Raw genomic sequence first — 23,668 nt, 5'->3', positions numbered from 1 at the left:
ATAGGTTCGCATTTTAGCCGTTTTGTTACTATTTACTTTACTAATGGGAAGCCGAACCCAGATGCTATATCATCACCTGTTCCAGCATATTGTCCTGCTGTGACATCATTACTTTTAGCACGATTTTGAAGCTCTAATCGCAGTTGTTGGTTTGTCATGCTAGGGTTTTCCGCCCAAATTTTTGCAGCTAAGCCAGAGATATGAGGAGTAGCCATCGATGTACCGCTAATTGTATTGTACGAACCATCACTCCATGTAGATTCTATTGCACGCCCAGGTGCTGACAATTCTACATCTCTTTCACCAATTATAAAATCACCATCTGTATCCGGATTTCCTCTTGAAGAAAAATCAGCTACCCGATATGAACCATTTTGTTGAACATTCTCCAACGCTGCCACTGCAATTGCATTGTGTAGACCACCAGGAAAGCCAATTGTATTTGGTGCTGGTCCTTCATTTCCAGCGGCTGCAACTACTAATGCACCATTATTGACTGCATATGTGACTGCATCAGCAATCAAAGAATCCTTCGAACTTGATCCCAAAGACATTGAAATAACGACTTTGACTCCGTTCTTTTTACCTTCATCAGCTGCATGACGTATTGCCCCTGCTATGTCATCCGAATACCCAAAGCCACTGTTTCCTAATACTCTGTATGCCCAAAGCTTTGCATTAGGCGCTACACCATAAATTCCATCTCCTGTGCCGCCATTTGCTAAGACCGTTCCAGCTACATGTGTTCCATGACCATTCTTATCTGTACAAGACCCATTTATTAATGGAGATTTATTTTGACTAAAATCTTTACACTGTTCAACATTTGCTTGTAAATCAGGGTGATTGATATTTGTTCCTGTATCTAAAACAGCCACCCTAATATTGTCACCTCCATCTGTTGCAGCAATAGATGAGTCATTATAGATAACCTCAATCCCCCAAGGTGTTCGGTCAGAAGGTACAATTTCCCCACCGGCTTTAGGTTTTGCAGCAATTGATACTGTATCGACTAGCGAAACCTTCACATTCTTATTCTTTTGTAGTGCAGTGAATTGTTTTTCATTAACGGTTGTTGTGAAACCCTTGGAATCAAAATCCCACCTGGCACCAAAGCTAGACATTAACTTTGATTTGTCAGTTTTATTGAGCGGTTGAATTAATACACGTAGATTACTGTTTGAGGGTAATTCTTGTTTTGGAGCAGCAAATACCCCGACTGCAAAAATGGAATAAAACATCACAGCCATTAGCAGAACTGATACAATCTTTGAAAGTGATCGCAATACCATCCCTCATTTCCTTTAATATGTAGATAATGAATGGAATCAGTTATTAGGATTTTTACTCTGAACACAGATTGGAATTGTAGATATATTGACTGGAAAAATAAATTTTTATAGCTTACACCACCTTTCATTGTTTGAAAATTAACAATATTTACTCCTTTATTTTAACAAAACAAACTAGCTTTTACATTAGTACAAAAGAACGTTCTTTAGATTAAACAGGATAATAGAATCTTATTTTAACAGGGTAAAAGATACTATTTCTTATAACTCTGGTCCATGACTTAGGCATATTGGTTGTAAAAGAGAAAAACACGTGCGGTTCTCAAAATGAGATTTTACCTAAACAGCTTTCAGGAGAAAAAAAAAAGCACTCGTTACCATTGGTCATCGAATGCTTACAATCATCTATCACATGCTTGATAATAAAGAAAGAATTCTACCACAAGTCTACAGATAGAAAAAAATAGCTTTATTGTGGTAAAAATTCTTCTCCAAAGTTATTAATGATGAATTCTTTTTCTTCAGCTTCGTTCATTAATCCATAAGCTTTACCTATCGTACCATTTTGATAGTTCCAGAAATAATTATGGTCATCATCTGCCCGGCTAAAATCACCATTCTTCCATCTTTCTGCAATAGCTAGCAAATCATCTTTCCTAGAAAAATCACTTTTTAATATGATGTTATAGATGGAATCAATTGAATCAGGAATCATAGGCTTTGCGCCCCATTTATTGTCCGCCTTCACCTTTTGATGTGTCATTTGATGCATCACGCTAATGACCTCGTGCTCCTCTGGAGTTGAATCCAAGCCCAAATCAACAGTGACCCCACCAATTTTCTTGGTCTGTTCCTTAAATTCTTCTACCTTACTAACCTCTTCTCTCCCCGAGGTTTTTTTCGCTTCATCAGCACTTTCAAACGTTTTAAAAACACCATACATAAGTCCAATTGTACCGACTATTAATATACTAAAAATAAGAATCCACTTTTTCATTATGTCCTCCTCTAGAAAGAAAACCATTTTATTACTTTTTAGTATGTAGCATCCAATTCATATCTTACCATAATATAGGTACTTATAAGGTATGTTTTGCATCTAGTAACGCATATGTATAGCCAAAATAGGAAAAAATACCTAAAAATGAGTCGGAGGTATTTTTTATTGGGTGTTGGTACACTGGCTTATCTACTATTAATAATTATTGGATTAGTAGCTCTATGTTTAGCATTGTGGATAAGTAAGTCCCTTCGGTTATTTATCCTATATTTTACTGCTGTCGGTATTACTCTTTTATTTGATTACATCGTTTATGTTTGGGGAAAAGCATATAAATATCATACTGGAATTTTAGATAATAAATTTGATACACATGTAGGAGCTTTAATAAATGGACACCTACTGCCCTCATTTGCGGTTTTATTTATTGCATTGAGGCTAAAGTGGTACTGGGGTATTCCTCTGGCAGTATTTTTTACATTAATTGAAATCCTATTTACCAAATGGGGCTTATTTGAGCACTTTTGGTGGAGCCCTTTGTATACAGTAATTGGTATATTTATTTATTTTCCTATAGCTAGACTTTGGTGGAATTCGCTACAAAAAAAGTGGATACGATTCGGAACCAATTTATTATCATTTTATGGCATTTATACAACTTTATCTTTTTCACTATATGGCATTTTACAGTTACGTTCCTTCCAGGTAGAATGGGTTGAAAAATTCCACCGTGATAGCACCGCATTTAATACGATTACAGGTCTTGTGTTCGGCGCAGCCCTTGCTTGGATTAATCTCAACAAGCCACGTAATGCCTGGTACCTTTTTGTTATTGTTAGTTTTATTGTCTATGATTATCTATTAAAATACATTGGAGTTGTAAAAACCTATAATTTATTGATGGATTCTAGTTTAAGCCTTCTATTCTTCTTAGTTGGCCTACTGTTTGTTAGGTATGCGCAGTCAAAACTCAAAAAATTTAGATAGAACAATGCAGAAGCTCCTGTCCCCAATCTTTACTGTGGACAGGTAGCTTTTTAAAGTCTTTTCGTCAAACAAATAATCCGATTTGCTTCTTGAAATCCATTTTTTAAATGGAAGGCCAAACTGTTGCTGTTCTCTAGTTCAACATCACTAGCAAATTCTGTACAGCCTTTACTCTTCGCCCATGTTTCACAGGCTTGTAGTAACTGCTTAGCTGCACCTTTCCCCCTATGCTCTTCCATCACATAAATACCTTCTAGATAACCTACAGGACTGCTTTGTGTACCTTCTACATAATCCACTCGTAACTGACACTGAGCAAATCCAATATATTCTTCTTCAACTTTAGCTAAAAAGGCAACTGCATTCTCATCCTGAACCAATTCTAAAAATTCATGGGTAATTTCATCTTCCTCATTGTCAGGCCATAATAATAAGGCAAGTTTAGCAAGTTCCTTTGTTTCTGTTTCCTTAGCTTTTACTATCAAAATGGGCTCCCCCCTATAGTCACCCTCGTCGATTAAAATCCCGTTCAATGCCCTTCTTCCAGCTTGAATCAATATTCTTTCCGCTTCGAAGTTTACTAACAGCCTCGCTCACCATTTCGTAATTCAATCGAGTTCCTACTTCATCTGCATGGTAATTTACTGCGTAATCTTCATCTATCCCAAATTGTGCGGCAGTTGAGATTGCATCGATATTAGCTCCCAAGAACATAAATTCCCAACCGTATTTCTCCTTTTGTTGCTGTACCATTTTTTTAATGTTAGCAGCTGTATATTCTCGACTTGCATTTTCCATGCCATCCGTTGTAATGACAAATAAAACCTTTTCTGCTTGTTCTTTTTCACTTGTATGTTTTTGTACATTACTAATTTTTTGTATGGAAAAACCAATCGCATCTAGAAGTGCAGTTGTTCCACCAACTTCATACTCCTTATTTGTAATAGGTGATATCCCTTTTACATTTATGCGATCATGCAGCAACTCATACTGGTGATCAAACAATACTGTCGTTACAATTGCTTCTCCCTCTTCCTTCTTTTGCTTTTGAAGCATAGAATTATATCCACCAATTGTATCTGCTTCAAGACCAGACATGGATCCACTTTTATCTAAAATAAATACTAATTCTGTTTTCATCTTGTTATTCCTCCGTTCTTGTCTACTACATGATTAGAATAACAAGATTACAAACCAAACGGGTCGCTTCAAAAGCGACAAATGTTAAGCCCCAAGTAGCGGTTGATCAAACATAAATAATGCTTCATTTATTTCATGGATATTATAGTTTCCTTTAGTTATAAAAAATTCAATGATTACATCGAATTTACTACTATGTGTCAATGTATAGCCTGCTGCCGATAGCAAATTTATCGTTTCATTCAAATCCAGTTCCAAGGCAATTGCAAACGCAATGGCCGTTTTCTTTTTTGGTGTGTATCCTGTCTCATTCCGAATCTTTGAAAATAAGCGACGATCGATATTGGCTCTTTTATAGGTTTCTACATCCGTCATCTTTTTCTCATCAATTAACCGAAGGAGACGGTCTGAAAAGGACTCATCTAGCTGGTTTACAAGATCAACTAAGTTTTCCACAGAATGATTTTCATCAATTTCATAAAGTTTATCCTGTAGAGGCTCCTGAAAAATTAGTTCTTCTCTCCTACGTTCAAACGTACTCTCCATTTCCTCCACATAATGCTCATCAATATATTGATGAATGGATGTAAATACTTTTTTACTTAAACCAAAGGATGCTTTATCAAATACAACAAGATATACAAGCAAATCATGTTGTAGTAAAAATTCACTAATCGTTGATACTGCAATTTGTAATGCTTCCTCTTTTGGATAACCGAAGATTCCAGTCGAGATCAGTGGAAATGCAATGGATTCACATTGATTTTTGATCGCGAGTTCCAAAGAATGTACGTAAGATTTTCTTAATAGAATTGCTTCATTGTGACCTCCACCTTGCCAAACTGGACCTGGTGTATGAATAATATAGGTTGCAGGAAGATTAAAACCATCAGTGATAACAGCTTGTCCGACAGAACAACTACCAATTTCATCACATGCTTCTTGAAGTTTTTCAGCACCTGCTGCACGAAAAATCGCCCCACACACACCGCCACCCATTTTCAACTCTGCATTCGCAGCATTTACAATCGCATCCACACTCATCCTCGTAATATCATTACGAACAATCTCCAATGGCATGAACTACTCCTCCTTGCTGGGACAGGGGGACAGGTTCCCTGTCCCACATTATTTTACGAAAAAACAACTTTCTCAAAGGTCTCGCCATTACTATATACTACTTTTATCACCAGTTTCATATTTTCAAACTGTTTTAGTTGAGTCAATTGGAACATATGCTCACCAAATTCGGGCTGTTCTGTAGTAGATTTCATTACTTCCTCAGCTATGAGTGTATCACCCTGATACGTTAGAAGATGTGCCTCATCGATACCAACAGTCGATTCGTTTATTTGAAAACTAGACATGACGATATCCATCTTTTTTTCATAAAAATGCGTATCTATTTGGAGGATTCCGTAATAACTTGTTCTCAATTCATCTAAGTATTCCGTATGAATCTCGCTGCTTTTAACCAAATCGCCATAAGAAGCTGTTACATAAAAGTTTATTGTGTTTTGTTGAGCTTCAATTGCTTCCTTCTCTGATACGTCTTGGCTATAGACTGAATCAGAAGTACTATGACTCACGTGCCATTGTGGTTCAGTATCCACATCAATTGCCACCTCGGCTTGAAAAAGTCCTTTCTGAACCTCTTTTGCCGATAGTGTAGTGTATTGTTCGCTATTTCCAATTGAATAATGGAATTCAACCTCCGAATTTTCTTGTAGTTCCTTCACTTGCCACGAAAATCTCGCTTTTGCCTTACTATCGTTTATGGGTTGATGTTTCAAATCCATTGTTATGTGACTTATCCAGCTTTGCTCTTCTTTAAACTCATTTAGTATTTGATTAACATGACTTGCTTGCCCATCCATGTTTGAATGAATGTTTGCTTCCAAATTTATCAACGAATTCTTTATTTCACTCATTCTATTAACTAACACAATGTTCAAAATAAGACTGCTCGCCAATGCTACAGCTACTATTATGCGAAAGTATATTCCTACCTTCTCTTCCCTCAACCTATTCCCCCCAGTATCGCATTCTACTTTTTCCATTTCCTTCTACTTCTTCCTAATCCTGAATAAATCCTTCTATAAGTCTCTTTTTTAACAGGAATTTATTTGTAGGTGAGTGGCAAAAATCATACGAGGATAAGCAGTTGATATCCCAAGTAGATTGCCATCACCCACACGATAATAGCCGAAACCTGGTTAATTCGTCTGAATAACAACGCGTTCCCACTTAGTTGTCCAACCTTCCTGCCGACAAAGGCAAGGGCAAAGAACCATAACCAGGATACGGTAATGCAAGCTATAGTAAACATCCACTTTTCGTAACCTTTATAAACGAGAGAACTCGTTCCAATTACCCCGATGGTATCCATTATTGCATGTGGATTAAGCAGTGATACAGAAAGAGCAAATGTAATCTGACGTCTAGCCGTAAATGGAATTTCGTTTTGATTTTCTATGTCTCCTGTACTTCTCCATATAACTAATCCCATGTATATCAAAAATAAAAAACCAACACTAAATAAGAGAATGGATACCCATTCATACCCGAATACTATTACAGAAACCCCGGTAACTGCTAACGAAATTAAGATCGTATCGCATATACTTGCCGTTATGATGGCAGGTAGTACATAGGTAAATCTCTTTTGTGTAGCACCTTGATTAAAAATAAATACATTTTGCACTCCTAACGGCAGTATTAAACCAAACGCCAAAAGAATTCCATGAAATAAAGCTACCATTTGTTATTCCTTCCTTTATCGCTATTTATATTTGCATAATATAGAAGCATTTTCCTAACATTAACTATATCAAGTAGCTGAAAATTTTCTATTAAAAAGAGGCAATCAAATGAAAATTCGTTTTGGTTATGTAGCAAATGCTTTAGATTTATGGGAATCGAGTCCTTCGAAGGCATTAACTTTTACAAGATATGCAGCACTTCCGAAAAATGAACGAATGGATAAATTAAAGTCGGTAACAGCTCAAAACTTACAAAATACAAAAAGAATTCTACATTACAATATTGCACATGAAATAGAAGTCTATCGCCTTTCAAGCTCACTAGTTCCTCTTGCAACTCATCCAGAGGTAATGTGGGACTTTGTTACTCCATTTAAAAAGGAATGGAATGAGCTTGCTGAACTAATCGAACAATACAATATGCGAGTTAGCTTTCACCCAAATCAATTCACACTCTTCACCAGTACAAGAGACGAAGTAACAGATAATGCATTATTGGACATGGAATTTCACTACAAGATGTTGAAAGCTTTGAATGCCCTTGAAAAAGGTGTCCTTAACATACATATTGGTGGGGCATATGGAGATAAAGAAACATCTCTCAAGCGGTTCCACAAAAACATCCAACGAATTCCACAAGAGATTAAAAAGCAAATGACCCTTGAAAATGATGATAAGACCTACAATGTCGAAGAAACACTACTGGCCTGTGAAAAGGAAAATATCGCGATGGTACTAGACTATCATCACCATATGGCAAATCAAGGAGACCTTGACCTACCACTATTTTTAGAACGTATTTTTACTACATGGGAAGATAGGGAAACAGTACCGAAAGTGCATATATCATCGCCAAAATCAGAAAGTGCCTTCCGTCCCCATGCTGATTATGTATCACTCGAATTTATCATGCCTTTCTTAAAAATGGCCAAAGAACTCGATCAAGACTTCGATATCATGATAGAAGCAAAACAAAAAAACCTTGCTATGCAACGTCTAGTCCAAGACATATCAGCAATTAGAGGAGTAAAGCGAATAACAAGTTCATCCGTAGAATGGTAAACATGAGACAGGGTATAGATGGGTCAGGGGGACAGGTTCCCTGACCCAATACTGGTGATTAGAATCGTCCCAAAAGAAAAGAGGTGACTATGATGACAATTGTTCGTCTTGGTTATGTTGCAATGAGCACGGAACTTAAAAATGCATCCCCATCAAAAACCATGACCTTTGCTCAATTTCAAAAGATTGAGGACAGGGAAGCAGCAATACGCAAATTGGAGCGAATTGCCCTTACAAACCTCCATAATACACTTAGGTTATTAAAGCACAACGCAGCTTCCAATATACATTTCTATCGTTTAACATCTCGGCTCATTCCTTTAGCCAATCATGAAGAGCTCCTAAATTGGAATTATATAAAACCACTACGAGAGAGTCTTCGTGAGATTGGAGATTTTGTGAATAAACATAATATGAGGATCGATTTTCACCCCGACCACTTTGTACTGCTAAATTCCTCACAAACACATATTTTAAAGAATTCAATAAGTACACTGAAGCTACATTATTTACTGTTGAAGGGAATGGGAATTGATTCAACTCATCGCTGTGTCATGCATGTGGGGGGGAACTACAAAGAAACAGAGGCTTCACTTGAACGTTTCGTGACGAATTGGATGGACGTTCCAACCAAAATTCAAAAGATGATTATGCTCGAAAATGACGACACATCTTTTACCCTAGAGGATACACTCTACCTGTGTGAGAAATTAGAAATACCACTTGTTTTTGATTATCACCATCATCTCGCCCATCACGAAAATAGTGGGTGGGAATCACATTGGGAACGAGTTATTCGGACATGGGAACATTCCCCCCTTCCTATAAAAATGCATATCTCAAGTCCAAAAAGCAAAGAGGCATTTCGTCATCACTCAGATTATGTTGATTGTGAGATGTTTTTTACATTTTTAAAGGAAATTAAAGGGAGTGTTACCCAAATAGACTGCATGATTGAAGCCAAGCAAAAAGACGCCGCTCTGTTTCAATTAATGGAGGAAATTAAAACAAGAGACGACGTCGAAATAATTGATGGCTCTTCTTTTTACTTAAGATAGACCGGTGAGATATGTTCATGGCGCTAAAAAAAATGGGACAGGGAACCTGTCCCCCTGACCCATTATGAAACTAAGTCTCTCATGGAGTTATAGATACGATCAACAACTTCAACACCCGCTTGTTCCCATCTGCTTTTATCTGATATAGATCCATCTTTGTCTAATGGTTCTTGGAATTGATCGAGTCCTGTAGTGGCAGTAACAAATGAGTTTTGGTCATAATCTAATCCAAAATTCACGATATGCTTTATCACATAAGGTGTACCAAATTGAATTTGAGCACTTGAATGGTCGAGCATCCCTTCTACTACAAAGAAAGGAACCCGTAAATAGATGGTTTCACCGTTTTCTCGAGACAGTACCGCATCAAATTTCCCTTGGTCATATTCAAAATTACTACAAAAACTACATCCATGGGAATCAAATATATCTCTAACAGCACCAAAGCTAGCCTTCTTCCCATCAATTACTGAATTTAATGCAATCACTTTCCTTCACCTCAAATTGATAATGTGTACTATTGGTATTATTTTCATAAAGGGGTCGAAACATACGTTTCTTGAAAGAATTCAGCTTATTTCCAAATTCAAGTAGACATAAAGTTAGAACGAAATAACAAGACTGAGTAATAAGGATAGTAACGCTATAAAAATGAAAAGGTGATGTCATGGAACAAATGTATCAAGCTGGAGATGTTGTCTATGTATTTTATCGGAATCCACATACTCAAGATGTAGCCAATGTTCAGGCAGCCGCTGTGGTCAATCATCCTGAGGACCCGGATGAATTAGCTCTATTTTTGTATGAAACGTATTATCCACTTTCAAACGATGTAGCTGTATATTCCTCAGAAGAAGAAGCAAATCAAGCCTATAATTATTACTATGGAGACGTTTCAGAAGGGACATTGGAATGAATAAACCGTTTAATCCAAAGCTTATTTATTTCGAACCAAAAGCGTTAGAATATCCTTTAGGAAAGCTGCTTTACGAAAAATTTCAAAAAATGGATGTAGAAATTCGTCAAACAACTTCACACAACCAGATAAGAAACTTACCTGGCGATAACGATTTCCAAAAATACCGGGTGGCAAAATCGACCCTTGTAGTTGGCATAAGGAAAACCTTGAAATTTGATACCTCAAAACCTTCTGCAGAGTACGCAATTCCTTTTGCAACAGGCTGCATGGGTCATTGTCACTATTGTTACTTACAGACGACAATGGGAAGTAAACCTTATATTCGTACATATGTAAATGTCGATGAAATTCTGGAAGCAGCAGATAAATACATGGAAGAGCGTGCCCCAGAAATCACAAGGTTTGAGGCATCCTGTACATCAGATATCGTCGGTATTGATCATTTAACACATACTCTTAAGAGAGCCATTGAACATTTTGGAAAATCCGAGCATGGAAAATTGAGATTTGTAACAAAATTTCATCATGTTGATCATCTACTTGATGCTGATCATAATGGAAAAACAAGATTTCGTTTTAGTATTAACGCTGATTTTATTATTAAGAACTTTGAGCCCGGGACATCCCCGTTGGAAAAACGAATTGAAGCAGCCGGTAAAGTTGCCAGAGCTGGTTACCCTCTTGGATTTATTGTTGCCCCAATCTATCTGCATGAAGGTTGGGAAGATGGATACTATAAAATGTTTGAACGACTAGAAGCAGAGTTACCTTCAGAAGCAAAAAAAGACTTAACCTTTGAATTTATACAGCATCGCTTTACAAAACCAGCAAAAAGAGTAATCGAGAAAAACTACCCTATGACCAAGTTAGAATTGGACGAAGAAAAAAGAAGGTACAAATGGGGGAAATACGGAATCGGTAAATATATTTACCAAAAAGATGAAGAAGAAGATATCAAAAAACATCTCTATTCTTACATGGAAAAATTTTTCCCAAATGCAAAACTAGAATACTTCACATAATAGGTAGTGTGGGACAAGGGGACAGGCTCCCTGTCCCAGTCTTAAAAATTTTGGGACAAGGGACCTGTCCCTCTGACCCAGTATGAGGTGAAAAGAATGGCTAAGAAGAAAGGGATTTCTAATGGGAAACAACGTAATAATGATGTAGGTTCTGGTTCAAGCTATCATGAGAAACACGCGAGTCATGTTCCAGATTACGGAGCAAACAGCGTTGATCCAAATGCTAAGGGTGCAAAATAGACCACTTTCGAAAGGGGGAAATCATTATGGAAATTGAAGCTAGAAATTCAACCGAGGCTGCACTTCTCCACTATAAAACTGGGCTAGGAACATTTACACAAAAGATGCCTGAACTTGCTGCAAAATATAATGCTTTTACTGAAGAATGCTTTAAAGAAGGAAAATTATCTCAGAAAGAAAAACAGCTGATTGCTTTAGGAATCAGCCTGTATTCACAAGATGAATATTGCATTATTTATCATACAAAAGGATGTTTAGACCAAGGCTGTACCGAAGAAGAGATTCTTGAAACAGTAGGTGTAACTGCTGCATTTGGTGGTGGAGCAGCTATGAGTCAAGCTGTTACCCTTGTTCAAGAATGCATGGAAGAACTAAGTCAATTAAAACAATAGATCGAAATGACATTGTGACAGTCTTCATAGACTGTCTCAGACTGTTGACAAACGCTCGCATACTGCGTTGCTTGCCTCTCTCGTCCGCTCATGAAGGCAACTTCTATTCGCGTCTTCGATCGGCTTCACGCCTTGTCTGACAAGCGTTTTCAAGACAGTCTGAGTACATAATGTAACCAGATATTTTCATACTAAAAGAGTGTAGGCAAAGTCATTTCTGACTTTGTCTACACTCTGTGACAGTCTTCAAAGACTGTCTTTTTTCATTAAAGACACATTTATTATTTATTAAGTGTGTCTTTATGACTATAATTTCTTTTATCGTTTTACTACTGCTACGTTATACAGTGAATAGATTAGGAAGCATCTATGTCCAATAAGAATATTCAATACAAAAAACTGGATTCAAATTTTGAAACCATAACATTAAAGTAAAAAATGACCACATCAACGAGATTTTTCATGTTAAAGGTAAACAAGAAAAAAATAGTCATTGAAAAGATGCCTAGTCCAAATGTTACGGACTAGGCATCGCTTTATAACAATTCTCTTGCCAACAAACGATACACATTCAAACGCTTTTCTTGAGAATGTGGAATACTACAAATCATAGCCTCATCGAATCCATACTGATCCTTCTCTTGTTTAAGCCGTTCAGCAATCTGTTTAGCTGCCCCGACCAAGTGCAAGTTTTTACGATTTTCTTGGATAGTCATTCGTTCAATCTCCGTTAATGGATAACTTTGAGCTTCCTCTGGAGTTAATAGTTGTCCTAACTTCCCCCTCATTAACCACAGACGCCCAATGTCATGGGGAAGGGCTTCGAATTCAGCTTCTTCCTGTGTTTCAGCAACGGTTACCATATAGGAAACAGAAATAGCTGGCTTCTCTATGAACTCTGATGGTTTAAATTCTTCCTTATACAAATCCAAGATTTCCTTTGTCATTTCCCCATTAAAAAATTGAGCAAATGAATAACCAACACCCATTCGTCCTGCGTTAACTGCACTGTTTCCTGTAGATCCCAGTAACCAAGCCTCTGGTAATACTACTTGTGCCGGCGTAGCAATTGTATTTTGATATAACTGGTGTTGTGGAACTTCATCTTTAATCAGTTTTAATGCGATTTCAAATTTCTCGTACATATTGTTTACCATTGGTTGGCGGCCTTCTGATAAAGCATAAATAGCGAATTGGTCCCCACCTGGGGCACGACCAACTCCAAAATCAATCCTTCCAGGTGAATACGAGCTAAGCGTTTTAAACACTTCCGCAAGTTTTAATGGTGAATAATGCATCATCATCACACCACCTGTACCAATTCGAATGCGCTTCGTCTTGGCTGCCAAGTGAGCAACTGAAATCTCAGGAGCAGAACTGGCGTATGCCCCGGTCCCATGATGTTCCGCCATCCACATACGGTAATAGCCTAATTCATCTGCCAATATTGCAAGCTCTTCGGCCTTCTTCAAAGAATCAGCAGGAGCATTTCCTTTTGTAATAGGAGCCTGGTCAAGTACACTCAACCTCATATTGTCCTCCCCTTTCTATATATGTAAAAAACGAGTAAAAACCGTTTCACCTTACACGTTTATTATAGACTTCACTACTCTGTTTTACGAAAAATACGCTTAAAAACCAGTTGCGTATATTTAAAAACCAATCAGATTGTTCTAGAGTTTTTTCTCGAAATATATCATAATTTGAAATGGATTCATTACATTTTAGGAGTGTTTTTTGCATTGGCTCATAATGACAAAGTAATTATTATCGGCGGAGGGATAGCAGGAAAATTAGCCGCACGTGTCCTTTCTGATCAATTCAAAGAAGTCATAATTGTAGAACGGGACTCGGAACCTCTAGGACCAGTTCCAAGAAAAGGGGTACCACAAGGGAAGCATATCCATGCATTATTGCATGCTGGAGAAAAAGGACTCGAGGAGTTATTTCCGGGTATAACAGAAACGTTCCAAACAACAGGTGCAGTTCAAATAAATTCTACAAAAGATCTGGCTTGGTTTCATCATGGTGTATGGAAACTTCGCTATGACGGTGGGTACACAACAACACTACAAACTCGTCCTCATCTTGAATGGCATATTGAACAGTACATAAAAGACATTGAAAACATTACTGTTCAATACAACCTCTCAGTTAAAAATTATATTTATGAAGAAGATCAAAATCGTATTATCGGCATTGAAGTCCAAGATAATAACCAATCCCTTACGTCCATGTACGCCGATCTAATCGTAGATGCAAGCGGCGCAAGCAGTCTTTCAAATCGCAGGTTCAAGGAAATGGGTGTACATATCCCAAGTGAAAAGGTTAACATCGACTTAACCTATGTAAGTCAACTAGTTGAACTTCCGAGTAAAGAAAGGGATTGGACAATTAAACTTATTTATCCAAATCCTCCCCAAGAAAAATTGGCTGGATCCATATCGAAAGTTGAGGGGAATCGTTATATCGTCACATTTATAGGCTATCATGGAGTAATTACTGATAAAGAATTTCTTTTTAAAAAAGGAAGTTTACTAGAACTAGCCGAAAAACTAGAAAAGAAAGACATCTTCCATGAGTTACAACAGGCTAAGCCAGTAAGCGAAATTGCCCTTTACAAGGTCCCACATATTAGTTGGAAAAGGATGGATAAGAGTAAGAATCTGCCTAAAGGGCTTTTGCTGATTGGTGATACCCTTTGTAGAATAGACCCTTTCTTTGGACAAGGAATGAGTATAGCTGTACTAGAAGCACTAGCTTTGAAAAATTTGCTTCGCGATAAGACAAAGACTACGCAAGAAGTCATTCATGCTTTTCATAAAAAAGCAGCAAGAATCATTGCTCCTATATGGAATATGGTAGTAACAGAGGATTTTCGTTATCCCGCTACTTCTGGAAAAAAAATCATAGGTCTTGCCTTTCTACAATGGTATTCGAAACATATATTTCTTCTTTCCTCCAAAAACGCGAAGGTTTATGATAAATTTATCAACGTAATGAACTTAGTTCGTCCCATGACTATTCTAATGAATCCAACAATCATAGTTCGCGTAATAATGAGAACTATTTTTAAGTAAACAAGTAGAAAACACAACAAAACATTCCAGGAGAAATTTCTCCTGGACTACCTGGCTACTCGATATTGGCTTTATTTGCATAGAAGTACATCCATGCCATAAACCCGCCTCCACCAATTAAATTTCCTATTGTGACAGGAATTAAATTATGGATGACACCGTTAAGTGTAACTGAATCGGGATGATTCATAATAAATGAAATAGCAAATGTGCACATATTCGCAATACTGTGTTCATAACCGGAAATAAAAAAGCAAAATACCAATAACATCATGATAAATATTTTAGGTCCGTCCCCGCGCATACCCATTGGTAAAAAGAAGGCGAGGCAAACGAGCCAGTTACAGAGGATAGCCCGAAAGAATAACTGAACTGTGGTAAATTGGGTCTTGTTCATTGCAACAGTTAATAGAAATTCATTTACAGATTCACCTTGAAACAAACCAGTCATATATATGAAAAAGGCAAAGAAAATGGCGCCAATAATATTTCCTATATAGCTATACAGCCACATTTGGCCAACCACTTTCCACTTCATTTTCTTACGTAATGCCGCATAAGTGTAATAGAAGGTATCTCCGGTAAATAGATCTCCTCCTCCATATGCTATAAGAATAATAGCTGCACCAAATGTAATAGCAGCAATGGGAAAGGCACCAGGGGATTGTACCTCAAAAAAGAAGTTCCCCGTTCGAAACGCAACAATTACCCCAAACCCAATAAACATACTAGCTAATACTGCTCGTAAAAAATAAATGAACGTACTTCTTTGAAATGTATCTCGGCGTGATAACGCAAGTTTTTCAATCTTTGATAGTGGTTTCGCTTCCAACATTTTCACCACGCTAACATAGTAAAAAGCCCTTGGCCTTTTGTTTGTGCTTCCCGAAATCGTGGCAACCTCCAGGGTTTTTCCACTATATTCATTTACATTGTTCCCTCATAGAAGTAGGGACTATGGTCGAAAGTAATTAATTATTTGGTTTTACTTCATCAAAATAGGGTGCAAGAATTTTCTTTAACACATTTGCACTATTCTCGAATTTTTGTTGCTCCTCTTCATTTAACTCTAATTCCATTATTTCACGAATTCCATTTCTGTTGATAACGGCCGGTACACCGATATATACATTATTTTGGCCATAATGACCATCCATATGAGCAGATACAGTTAATACTGCATTCTCATTCGAAAATATCGCCTTAGTGATCCGGGCAAGTCCCATTGCAATTCCGTAATAGGTAGCCCCTTTGCTTTTAATAATTTCGTAAGCAGCATCACGTACCCGAATAAAAATATCATCTAAGTCTTCTTTTTTGTACTTCTCATTACGCTCAATTACCTTCATGATTGGGAGTGCGCCAATGTATGCTGAACTATAGACAGGTAATTCACTATCCCCATGTTCCCCAATAATATAAGCATGAATATTTTTAGGAGCAACATCAAAGTAATCTCCCAATAAATATCGAAAACGAGCGGTGTCTAAAATTGTTCCAGAACCAATCACTCGTTCTTTCGGAAGCCCACTAAACTTCCAGGTTGCATATGTTAATATGTCAACGGGATTTGTCGCAACTAGAATGATTCCATCAAATCCACTTGCCATCACGTTATCTACTATTTCTTTAAAAATTCTAAGATTCTTTTCAACAAGGTCGAGTCTCGTTTCACCAGGTTTCTGATTAGCCCCTGCACAAATGACAACCAGGTCAACCTTTCTACAATCCTCGTATTTTCCGAATTTAATTAGAGTTGGATTTCCAGTAAAAGCTTTGCCATGGTTTAGATCAAGTACATCCCCTTTTGCCTTGTCTTCATTCATATCAATTAAAATTAATTCATTTACAATTCCTTGGTTCATTAGGGCAAATGCATAACTTGATCCAACGAATCCAGTCCCTATTAGAGCAACCCGACTTATACGATCTTCTATATTTATGCTCATCTTATGACCTCCAAAAACTCCATATATTGCTTACAATTCACAACATCTAGTATTTGTTCCATTAGCCAATCTATTCAGTTAAAGTAACTAAATCAACCATAATAAAAATCTGCAATTGAGAAATAAACGACTACTTTTCTCTAAACAATATTAGGAGTAGCATTAAATTAACTCACACTACCGTGAATGAACCTTCTCACCCTGCACCCATACTTCTCGGATGTTCTCTGGCCGCGCAAGATACATGATCTTTTGAAAAACATCATATAAATCTTCAGTTACATCGTATAACGGCAGCCTCGCAGACTCTATTGTTGTATCTATGATTTGAACGTCCCAACTGTAATTTTCAGATAGTTTTCCAATAGGTAAATCTAAACTTTCACCGCCACCAGCAGTTGCAAAATAAAAAGCATCATTCAGTGTAATCCTTGAATGAGGCACTCCCCTTTCACTTACAGATAAAGACGTATCCACTCCATCCTCTAGCATTCTAGAAGACATCACGGCTTGTCTCACATTATCAAATAAACTTGGCGAAAAACCTCCGGAAATATCTGAGCCTAACCCTATTTCAACCCCTTTTGATTGCAGTTTTGCAATTGGTAGTACACTATTTGCAAAATAAGCATTTGAGATAGGACAATGACAAACTGCTGTACCTTTTTCAGCAAATAAATCTGCATCCTTTTCATCTAAAAAATTACAATGTGCCATAACGGTTTTTTCTCGTAGTAAACCAAAATCATGTAGGGCAAATGCATCATTTTTACCAAAGCGGTCCTTAACATACCCATGCTCCCAATCACTTTCGCTACAATGCGATTGTACATATGTATCATATTTTGCTGCTAATTCACCTAGGCCTTTTAGCGCTTCATCCGTGCAGCTCGGGATAAACCTAGGAGTAACTACAGGGTATACCCCCTGTTTTGTCTTTGTAGCTAACTCATTAACTGCTACGATAAAATCTTCAGTTTCCACTAATGCCGTTTTTGTATCGTGATCACGATAATAAGCCTCGGTTTGATCTGGATTATCCATTACTACCTTACCGATTAAACCGCGTTGGCCTTTCTCAGAACAAATTTTAGCAAGTTGAAAGCTAGCTTCTTTATGGATAGTAGCAAAATAAAGAGCGGTTGTGGTTCCGTTTGCAAGCAAGGTACCAACGACATCGGTATATACCTTCTTTGCAAATTCCACATCGGAAAATTTAGATTCAATTGGAAACGTATAAGTGTTCAACCAATCATAAAGAGGAATATCCAATGCTGTACCCGCTTGCGCCCATTGTGGAGCATGAACATGCAAATCAATAAAACCAGGTAAAATGTATTGTCCTTCTCTTAACTTATGATACACTCTTGAATGTTGATATTGCTCTATTATTTGTTGGTAAATGACATCATCCTTTCTCACTACTTTTTCGATTATTCCCCTTTCATTTACACAAAAAAGAACGTCCTTTAAAATTTCTACTCGCTTCGGTGAATGGCTTGTGAAAGCAGTTCCGTGAAATATTCTGGTATAGTCATTCATGTTAAACACCCTATTTCTATAAATTTCCTTCAATGTAGGTATTATACCAATAAGGTGGAAGCATTGGGTACAACACATGTATGCAACATCAATATTTATATGAGGAAAAAGAAAACGACCAAGCCGAAAAAACGGGCTTGGTCGATTATGTTTCATATCCTTCACTTTTTACGTACGGCTTGTCTCAGGAGCTACTTCTCGATCTGGCTTAAATAAAAGGGATAAACTGTATAATCCAGCTAATCCAACCAAACCATAGATAATTCTTGATAGGAAAGAGTCCTGACCACCAAAAATTGCAGCTACTAGGTCAAACTGAAAGAACCCAATAAGCCCCCAATTGATTGCTCCAATAATAACTAATAATAACGCCAATCGTTGTAGACCATTCATGTTGATCTCTCCTTAAACTTAAATTTAGTCATTTTAGGTTTAGCAAGAAGATATTCAATTATTCATGCCTCTTATATTTTTTTATATATAAAAAAGCCAAGGTCGAAATTATTTCTCTGTCCTTGGCTTTTGCTCCCTCTTCACTTATACCAATCTGCTTTTTCCATATTCACAAAAGGGATTTCTGTGTCAACTTCGCCCTCCACCCGCTCTTCTGGGAAGTTTGTCCCTTTTACCCATTTTGAAAAATCAAATATAATTGGTTGTTGGTCACCACCAAGAGCAGCCCAAGCTACCATTTCTTTAGGAAAATAGGCAGAAGTATGGATTGTTCCAGCCCAACTTCCATATAATTTAGAAAAAACTCCTTTATCTGTATCGTTAAGAAGCCTGAATGCTTCAAGCCCGCTTAATTTTTCGTTGTCTTCAATAGCCTGTAGTCTCTTGTTTGAATCATCAAGTACGCGCCGATTTTCCTCAGTTAATATTTTAAAATGATTTGTACAAGTATAGCCTTGCCTCACTTCGACCCTTCGTGGTGATGTTTCTACAATAAATGGCATCTCACAGCTAGAATCAAACAAAACGTAACTAAAGGACCCCCGATGCGGGATCACTTTTAACATTTGGACTGCTTCCTCGACATTCCCGCAGTATTCAAGAAGTAGCCTACCTATCATATGACAGATAAAACCATTTCCAGGGCGTTTCCGATTCATAAAGGTATAGCCCATTGAAAGGCCTTTATCATTCATACCATCCGATCTGCCAGTAATTTTCTGAGTGAATCCTATAGTTGCATTTCCTCCATCCGTTGGTGCAAACGCAACAAATCGTCCATCATACGTTTTGGGATGGTAATCATAATTTCGGATCATGTAATTTTGGCCGACAAGTATCGAGCATCCCGAACGAGTCACATTTACTCTATATCCACCGAATTCCTGCAATACCTTTTCTATCGGCCATTCAAGAGCATCCTGTAAGCCCAGAAATTCCTCCCATAAACGTGGAGCCAACCTGCTGAAAACGGCCTCGGTCTCTTTTACATTTATCTGAAAAAGTGGCTTACGTACTTTCCATTGACGCTCCCTATTTTTCACCAATATAGAATCCCTTAGCAATTTACCTTGTCGAAAGCCAAAATCATAATGTGTCCCTCGAAATTGAATAACATCTGCATAAATGTGCTTCAAGACATTCCCTCCTAAAACTGTCACACCCTGCTCCATACAACTTATTTTTTATTATGTAAAATCAAGCCCATGCTTAATAAAAGGAATCGCTGACTTAATCATTTCTTCTGGAGTTACTGTTTTACGATTTCTTCTCCACTCAACAGAAGCTCCGTAGATCCCCCAACTTAACAGAACAGCCGTTACCTTTAGAGCTTGCTCGTCATCCTTGGAACGTTTTCTAACCAGCATTTTATAGAAAATTACTGTATTGTAGCTAGTAACTCGTGCCTAGTTCTTTTTCTAGTCATTTTTAGAGCAACTAAAAGAACTAATATTACTGTTACTATAAATATCTTCACCAGGAGGAACACCTCGTTTTTTAAAAACACAATATCAACCATATTATCCTTATTTATTCGATGAATTATTCTACTTAAACGGTAATTTCTTGATGCCCTTTTAACCATATTTTAGGGTAGATATTATCAAAAAAAGCTTATTGACAGTTATATATATTTCAGATAATATAAATATAATTAAATAAACGTCTCCTAAAGGGGAGTAGCTTTAACAGCAAAGTCGTCATTTCAGGGGTTATCCCTCGGCTTTGTTGGCAACATAATGTTGTTAGCAAGACCTTTACCTTTCTTGGTAGAGGTCTTTTATTTTTCATAAAATTGACCTTTACCTTTCTTGGTAGAGGTTTTTTTATTTGAATAAGGTCAAATATAATGAAAGGATAGATTATCAATGATGAGATATCAAAACAACTGAACTTTTTATGATTAACCTCTTAGGCTTACAAGGGTGATTCAAACCTATCCAGTATCGATTAAGGATAAATATGAATTAATATAAAGTTTAAAAGAAAAAATAAAATGAACTGTTTACTAAACGTTTTTATAATGGAGGGATACTAATTTGGAATTATCTATTTTATTAGAATACGCGTGGGTGCTTTTACTATTAATTGCTATTGAAGGCTTGCTTGCAGCTGATAATGCCCTTGTTTTAGCCATCATGGTTAAGCATCTGCCTGAAGAAGAAAGAAAACGGGCATTGTTTTATGGTTTAGCAGGGGCATTCGTGTTTAGATTCGCTTCCTTATTTGCGATATCGTTTCTTGTTGATGTATGGCAAGTTCAAGCTATTGGAGCCCTATATTTATTGTTCATTGCAATTAACCATATTACGAGAAAAATTGTCTTTAAAAAGGAGAAACAAAAGGAAAAAGAGGAAGAGAAAAAATCAGGCTTCTGGATGACAGTATTAAAAGTAGAGCTGGCAGATATCGCATTTGCTATAGACTCTATTCTTGCTGCTGTTGCATTAGCTGTAACACTTCCAAACACAAACTTACCTACGATCGGTGGACTAGATGGAGGTAAATTCCTTATTATCTTTGCTGGAGGTTTAATTGGATTAATTATTATGCGTTTTGCAGCCAACTTCTTTGTAACACTTCTTCAAACAAGACCTGGATTGGAAATCGCAGCATTCATGATTGTTGGTTGGGTAGGGGTAAAGCTAGCTGTTTACACACTTTCACATCCGGAGTTGGCTATTTTACCGAAGACATTTGCTAAATCTCCAGAATGGAAAATTACATTCTATGTAGTACTTCTACTAATCGCAGCAGGTGGTTGGATCTTTTCAAAGCCAAAGAAGGAAATAGATAAAACATAAGAGATAGAAAGTTATATTTAGGTTAGATAAGTAAAACAGTTGATAATAAAAGGAACACACATAGTATATATGTCTAAAATGTGTGGTGCAATTTTATCTAATTCTCAATTAAAGCTCCCGTTCGTATTAAAAAGTCAATCAGAAAAGAAAATTTTTCTGGTTGACCTTTTTTTATAACGGTATATGATAACCGTAACCGGGGTAGTGCTTAAGCACCCGTAATAGAGCTTTAAATATTCGAATGTCATCATTGATCTCACTTTCTCTTTTCGGAAATTAGCATAAATGTTAATTAATACCTTTCAGTGCACTAGCAAATCTTCGAATCCCTTCATGAATGTTTTTTTCATTTTCCCTTGCAAATGTAAATCGAACACAATTCTTATTTGAGCCCATCGTGGAACCAGGAAGATAAATAACTCCCTTCTTTATTGACTCTTCTAATAGTTGCATTTCATTAAAACACTTGTTAATTTTACACCAAATATGAATACCGCCTTCAGGGATATAATATTCAACTTGTTCCCCTAAATACTCGGATAGACTGGAAACAATTTGATCTCTTCTACTTTTTAAATGTACAACTAAGTTTTTTATATGAGAGTCAAATTTGTCCGATTCTAAAAAGTCATTTGCAATCCACTGGGTAAAACTAGCATGGCCAAAATCAATCTGTTGTTTTGCATCTGATAATCTTTCAATAACAGGTTTAGGACCAATTATCCAACCAATTCGTAAACCAGAGGCAACAATTTTTGACAATGAACTAATGTATAAGACATTGCCATTAACATCCATAGATTTTAATGATGAGACTTGTTCACCTATGAAAGAAGTTAAACTGTATGGATCATCTTCAACAACAGGTATTCCGTGTTCAGATGAGATCTCCAAGATTTTTTTTCTTCTTTTTTCATTTAATAATGTACCAGTAGGATTTTGAAAAACTGGATTAAGGAATATCATTCTTATCCGATGTTTTTTATATAGAGTTATGAGATCATCTGGGTTAATTCCATCATTATCTATGGGCAATGAAAATGTTCGAATGCCTGCCGATTTAAATGTGGGAAGACTATAATGATAAGATGGCTCTTCTATAGCAACAGCATCCCCTGGCTTTAGGAGGCATTGTACAACTAAATGTAAAGCCTGCTGAGCACCAGATGTGATAAGTATAGACCCCGGACTCGTCTCTATTCCTCTAAATTCTTTAACATGTTTTGAGAGTGTTTCCCTTAATATTTTGTTTCCTTGGGGGTGATCGTACCCAATATTGCCGATATAAGATCTTGTGGAAGTGATACTCCGTAAGACCTCAATGGGAAAAAGGTCTTCAGACAATTCCCCACTCGCCAAATTAATCAAATTATGTTGTTCCTCGGTTTCTTTCCGAATCTTTTGTGCAACGGGCAAGTTTGGTAAAAATGATCCAGCTTCTACGTATCTATTCCAGCTCGGGATTCTCTTTTTAGTAATACCCCATATATCTTTACTTATAGTTGTACCACTTCCACGCTTTCTCTTTATTAGTCCATTAGATTCTAGCTCATCATAAGAAGCAACAACCGTACTTCTATTTACATTTAATTCCCTAGCTAAATATCTTTCGGAAGGCAATGGCTTATCCGGTGGAAATGAACCATCTGCTATCCCATTTTCAATATATTCCGCAAGTTGTTTATAGATTGCCTTCTTTGCTTTTCTATCAGGTTTCCAGTTCATATCAAACATTCCTTACAGTTAATATATATCCTAACAAGATTAGTATCATCATTTACAAATAAAGTAATTTAGCTCCATAAAAAAATAAGAATTTGCGTCTACAACATTACTATATAAATCCCTAAGGCAATAACTGCTAAAGGTATAATGACAACATAGATAAGAGTTAAATTAGTAGTGTTCTTTTTGGTTGCACTACTATAGTTTGAATCACCCCTTCCTGCAATCAACAGCGTTCCAA

Annotated in this window: 25 protein-coding genes; 9 read left to right on the top strand and 16 right to left on the bottom strand. The window is 36.9% G+C overall.

The genetic code is table 11. The annotated features are described in order from the left end of the window. Positions 1-32: 32 nt before the first annotated feature. Both ACWNMY_RS15635 and ACWNMY_RS15630 read right to left on the bottom strand, forming a co-directional pair. Positions 33-1,292 carry a S8 family peptidase gene (locus ACWNMY_RS15635; protein ID WP_449539189.1) on the bottom strand — a complete coding sequence of 420 codons (1,260 nt, stop codon included), beginning with the start codon at positions 1,290-1,292 and terminating at the stop codon, positions 33-35. 469 nt (positions 1,293-1,761) lie between these two features. Next, on the bottom strand, positions 1,762-2,289 hold the full coding sequence (locus ACWNMY_RS15630) for a DUF6241 domain-containing protein (protein ID WP_449539188.1): 528 nt from the start codon (positions 2,287-2,289) through the stop codon (positions 1,762-1,764). Positions 2,290-2,457: 168 nt separating this feature from the next. Here ACWNMY_RS15630 and ACWNMY_RS15625 point away from each other — a divergent pair, with 168 nt between their 5' ends. Then, positions 2,458-3,279 (top strand): hypothetical protein, encoded by an 822-nt coding sequence (locus ACWNMY_RS15625; RefSeq protein WP_449539187.1) that lies wholly within the window; start codon positions 2,458-2,460, stop codon positions 3,277-3,279. 50 nt (positions 3,280-3,329) lie between these two features. On the opposite strand, the gene aac(6') is transcribed toward ACWNMY_RS15625, so the two are convergent. The 5 genes from aac(6') to ACWNMY_RS15600 all read right to left on the bottom strand — a co-directional run bounded on the left by aac(6') (position 3,330) and on the right by ACWNMY_RS15600 (position 7,180). Further along, positions 3,330-3,764, bottom strand: coding sequence for an aminoglycoside 6'-N-acetyltransferase (aac(6'), locus tag ACWNMY_RS15620; RefSeq protein ID WP_449539186.1), 435 nt, complete (start codon positions 3,762-3,764; stop codon positions 3,330-3,332). Between the two features lie 19 nt (positions 3,765-3,783). Then, complete coding sequence (locus tag ACWNMY_RS15615; RefSeq protein WP_449539185.1) at positions 3,784-4,419, bottom strand: vWA domain-containing protein; 636 nt, start codon at positions 4,417-4,419, stop codon at positions 3,784-3,786. An 84-nt stretch (positions 4,420-4,503) separates the two neighbouring features. Beyond that, positions 4,504-5,499 carry a macro domain-containing protein gene (locus tag ACWNMY_RS15610; protein ID WP_449539184.1) on the bottom strand — a complete coding sequence of 332 codons (996 nt, stop codon included), beginning with the start codon at positions 5,497-5,499 and terminating at the stop codon, positions 4,504-4,506. 53 nt (positions 5,500-5,552) lie between these two features. After that, positions 5,553-6,443 (bottom strand): hypothetical protein, encoded by an 891-nt coding sequence (locus ACWNMY_RS15605; RefSeq protein ID WP_449539183.1) that lies wholly within the window; start codon positions 6,441-6,443, stop codon positions 5,553-5,555. 122 nt (positions 6,444-6,565) lie between these two features. Further along, on the bottom strand, positions 6,566-7,180 hold the full coding sequence (locus ACWNMY_RS15600; RefSeq protein WP_449539182.1) for a LysE/ArgO family amino acid transporter: 615 nt from the start codon (positions 7,178-7,180) through the stop codon (positions 6,566-6,568). Between the two features lie 109 nt (positions 7,181-7,289). On the opposite strand from ACWNMY_RS15600, the gene uvsE (ACWNMY_RS15595) reads away from it, so the two are divergent. Both uvsE (ACWNMY_RS15595) and uvsE (ACWNMY_RS15590) read left to right on the top strand, forming a co-directional pair. Next, positions 7,290-8,243 carry a UV DNA damage repair endonuclease UvsE gene (uvsE, locus tag ACWNMY_RS15595; RefSeq protein ID WP_449539181.1) on the top strand — a complete coding sequence of 318 codons (954 nt, stop codon included), beginning with the start codon at positions 7,290-7,292 and terminating at the stop codon, positions 8,241-8,243. Positions 8,244-8,335: 92 nt separating this feature from the next. After that, positions 8,336-9,301, top strand: a complete 966-nt coding sequence (gene uvsE / locus ACWNMY_RS15590) for a UV DNA damage repair endonuclease UvsE (RefSeq protein WP_449540462.1) — start codon at positions 8,336-8,338, stop codon at positions 9,299-9,301. 62 nt (positions 9,302-9,363) lie between these two features. Here the strand turns inward: uvsE (ACWNMY_RS15590) and ACWNMY_RS15585 are convergent, their stop codons facing one another. Continuing rightward, positions 9,364-9,789, bottom strand: coding sequence for a YugN family protein (locus ACWNMY_RS15585; protein WP_449539180.1), 426 nt, complete (start codon positions 9,787-9,789; stop codon positions 9,364-9,366). A gap of 179 nt (positions 9,790-9,968) precedes the next feature. On the opposite strand from ACWNMY_RS15585, the gene ACWNMY_RS15580 reads away from it, so the two are divergent. From ACWNMY_RS15580 to ACWNMY_RS15565, 4 genes are all read left to right on the top strand, one after another. Then, on the top strand, positions 9,969-10,217 hold the full coding sequence (locus tag ACWNMY_RS15580; RefSeq protein WP_449539179.1) for a transcriptional regulator SplA domain-containing protein: 249 nt from the start codon (positions 9,969-9,971) through the stop codon (positions 10,215-10,217). Beyond that, positions 10,214-11,242 (top strand): spore photoproduct lyase, encoded by a 1,029-nt coding sequence (gene splB / locus ACWNMY_RS15575; RefSeq protein WP_449539178.1) that lies wholly within the window; start codon positions 10,214-10,216, stop codon positions 11,240-11,242. Before ACWNMY_RS15580 ends, splB begins: the two co-directional genes overlap by 4 nt. Positions 11,243-11,338: 96 nt before the next feature. Next, positions 11,339-11,482, top strand: coding sequence for a hypothetical protein (locus ACWNMY_RS15570; RefSeq protein ID WP_449539177.1), 144 nt, complete (start codon positions 11,339-11,341; stop codon positions 11,480-11,482). Positions 11,483-11,508: 26 nt separating this feature from the next. Beyond that, positions 11,509-11,874, top strand: coding sequence for a carboxymuconolactone decarboxylase family protein (locus ACWNMY_RS15565; protein ID WP_449539176.1), 366 nt, complete (start codon positions 11,509-11,511; stop codon positions 11,872-11,874). 536 nt (positions 11,875-12,410) lie between these two features. Here the strand turns inward: ACWNMY_RS15565 and ACWNMY_RS15560 are convergent. Beyond that, the gene (locus tag ACWNMY_RS15560) at positions 12,411-13,406 is read right to left on the bottom strand and encodes an LLM class flavin-dependent oxidoreductase (protein ID WP_449539175.1); all 996 of its coding nucleotides are present in this window, start codon (positions 13,404-13,406) and stop codon (positions 12,411-12,413) included. 210 nt (positions 13,407-13,616) lie between these two features. On the opposite strand from ACWNMY_RS15560, the gene ACWNMY_RS15555 reads away from it, so the two are divergent. Next, positions 13,617-14,954 (top strand): FAD-dependent oxidoreductase, encoded by a 1,338-nt coding sequence (locus ACWNMY_RS15555; protein WP_449539174.1) that lies wholly within the window; start codon positions 13,617-13,619, stop codon positions 14,952-14,954. A 55-nt stretch (positions 14,955-15,009) separates the two neighbouring features. On the opposite strand, the gene ACWNMY_RS15550 is transcribed toward ACWNMY_RS15555, so the two are convergent. The 6 genes from ACWNMY_RS15550 to ACWNMY_RS15525 form a co-directional block, all read right to left on the bottom strand. After that, complete coding sequence (locus ACWNMY_RS15550; RefSeq protein ID WP_449539173.1) at positions 15,010-15,786, bottom strand: formate/nitrite transporter family protein; 777 nt, start codon at positions 15,784-15,786, stop codon at positions 15,010-15,012. Between the two features lie 139 nt (positions 15,787-15,925). Beyond that, positions 15,926-16,903 carry an L-lactate dehydrogenase gene (locus tag ACWNMY_RS15545; protein ID WP_449539172.1) on the bottom strand — a complete coding sequence of 326 codons (978 nt, stop codon included), beginning with the start codon at positions 16,901-16,903 and terminating at the stop codon, positions 15,926-15,928. A gap of 177 nt (positions 16,904-17,080) precedes the next feature. Continuing rightward, positions 17,081-18,445, bottom strand: a complete 1,365-nt coding sequence (guaD, locus tag ACWNMY_RS15540; RefSeq protein WP_449539171.1) for a guanine deaminase — start codon at positions 18,443-18,445, stop codon at positions 17,081-17,083. Between the two features lie 168 nt (positions 18,446-18,613). Continuing rightward, the gene (locus tag ACWNMY_RS15535; protein WP_449539170.1) at positions 18,614-18,838 is read right to left on the bottom strand and encodes a DUF378 domain-containing protein; all 225 of its coding nucleotides are present in this window, start codon (positions 18,836-18,838) and stop codon (positions 18,614-18,616) included. Positions 18,839-18,978: 140 nt separating this feature from the next. Beyond that, positions 18,979-20,034, bottom strand: a complete 1,056-nt coding sequence (locus tag ACWNMY_RS15530) for a C45 family autoproteolytic acyltransferase/hydolase (protein WP_449539169.1) — start codon at positions 20,032-20,034, stop codon at positions 18,979-18,981. A gap of 51 nt (positions 20,035-20,085) precedes the next feature. Then, complete coding sequence (locus ACWNMY_RS15525) at positions 20,086-20,265, bottom strand: hypothetical protein (RefSeq protein ID WP_449539168.1); 180 nt, start codon at positions 20,263-20,265, stop codon at positions 20,086-20,088. 672 nt (positions 20,266-20,937) lie between these two features. Here ACWNMY_RS15525 and ACWNMY_RS15520 point away from each other — a divergent pair. Next, entirely contained in the window at positions 20,938-21,702 is a 765-nt protein-coding gene (locus tag ACWNMY_RS15520) for a TerC family protein (RefSeq protein WP_449539167.1), read from the top strand. Between the two features lie 288 nt (positions 21,703-21,990). On the opposite strand, the gene pdxR is transcribed toward ACWNMY_RS15520, so the two are convergent. Next, a complete protein-coding gene (gene pdxR, locus ACWNMY_RS15515; protein WP_449539166.1) occupies positions 21,991-23,427 on the bottom strand; it encodes a MocR-like pyridoxine biosynthesis transcription factor PdxR in 1,437 nt (478 codons plus the stop codon). Between the last annotated feature and the right edge of the window lie 241 nt (positions 23,428-23,668).

Source organism: Ferdinandcohnia sp. Marseille-Q9671 (assembly GCF_976954385.1).
Note: the sequence above shows the minus strand (reverse complement) of the source record. Positions and strands in the feature narration are given on the sequence as shown.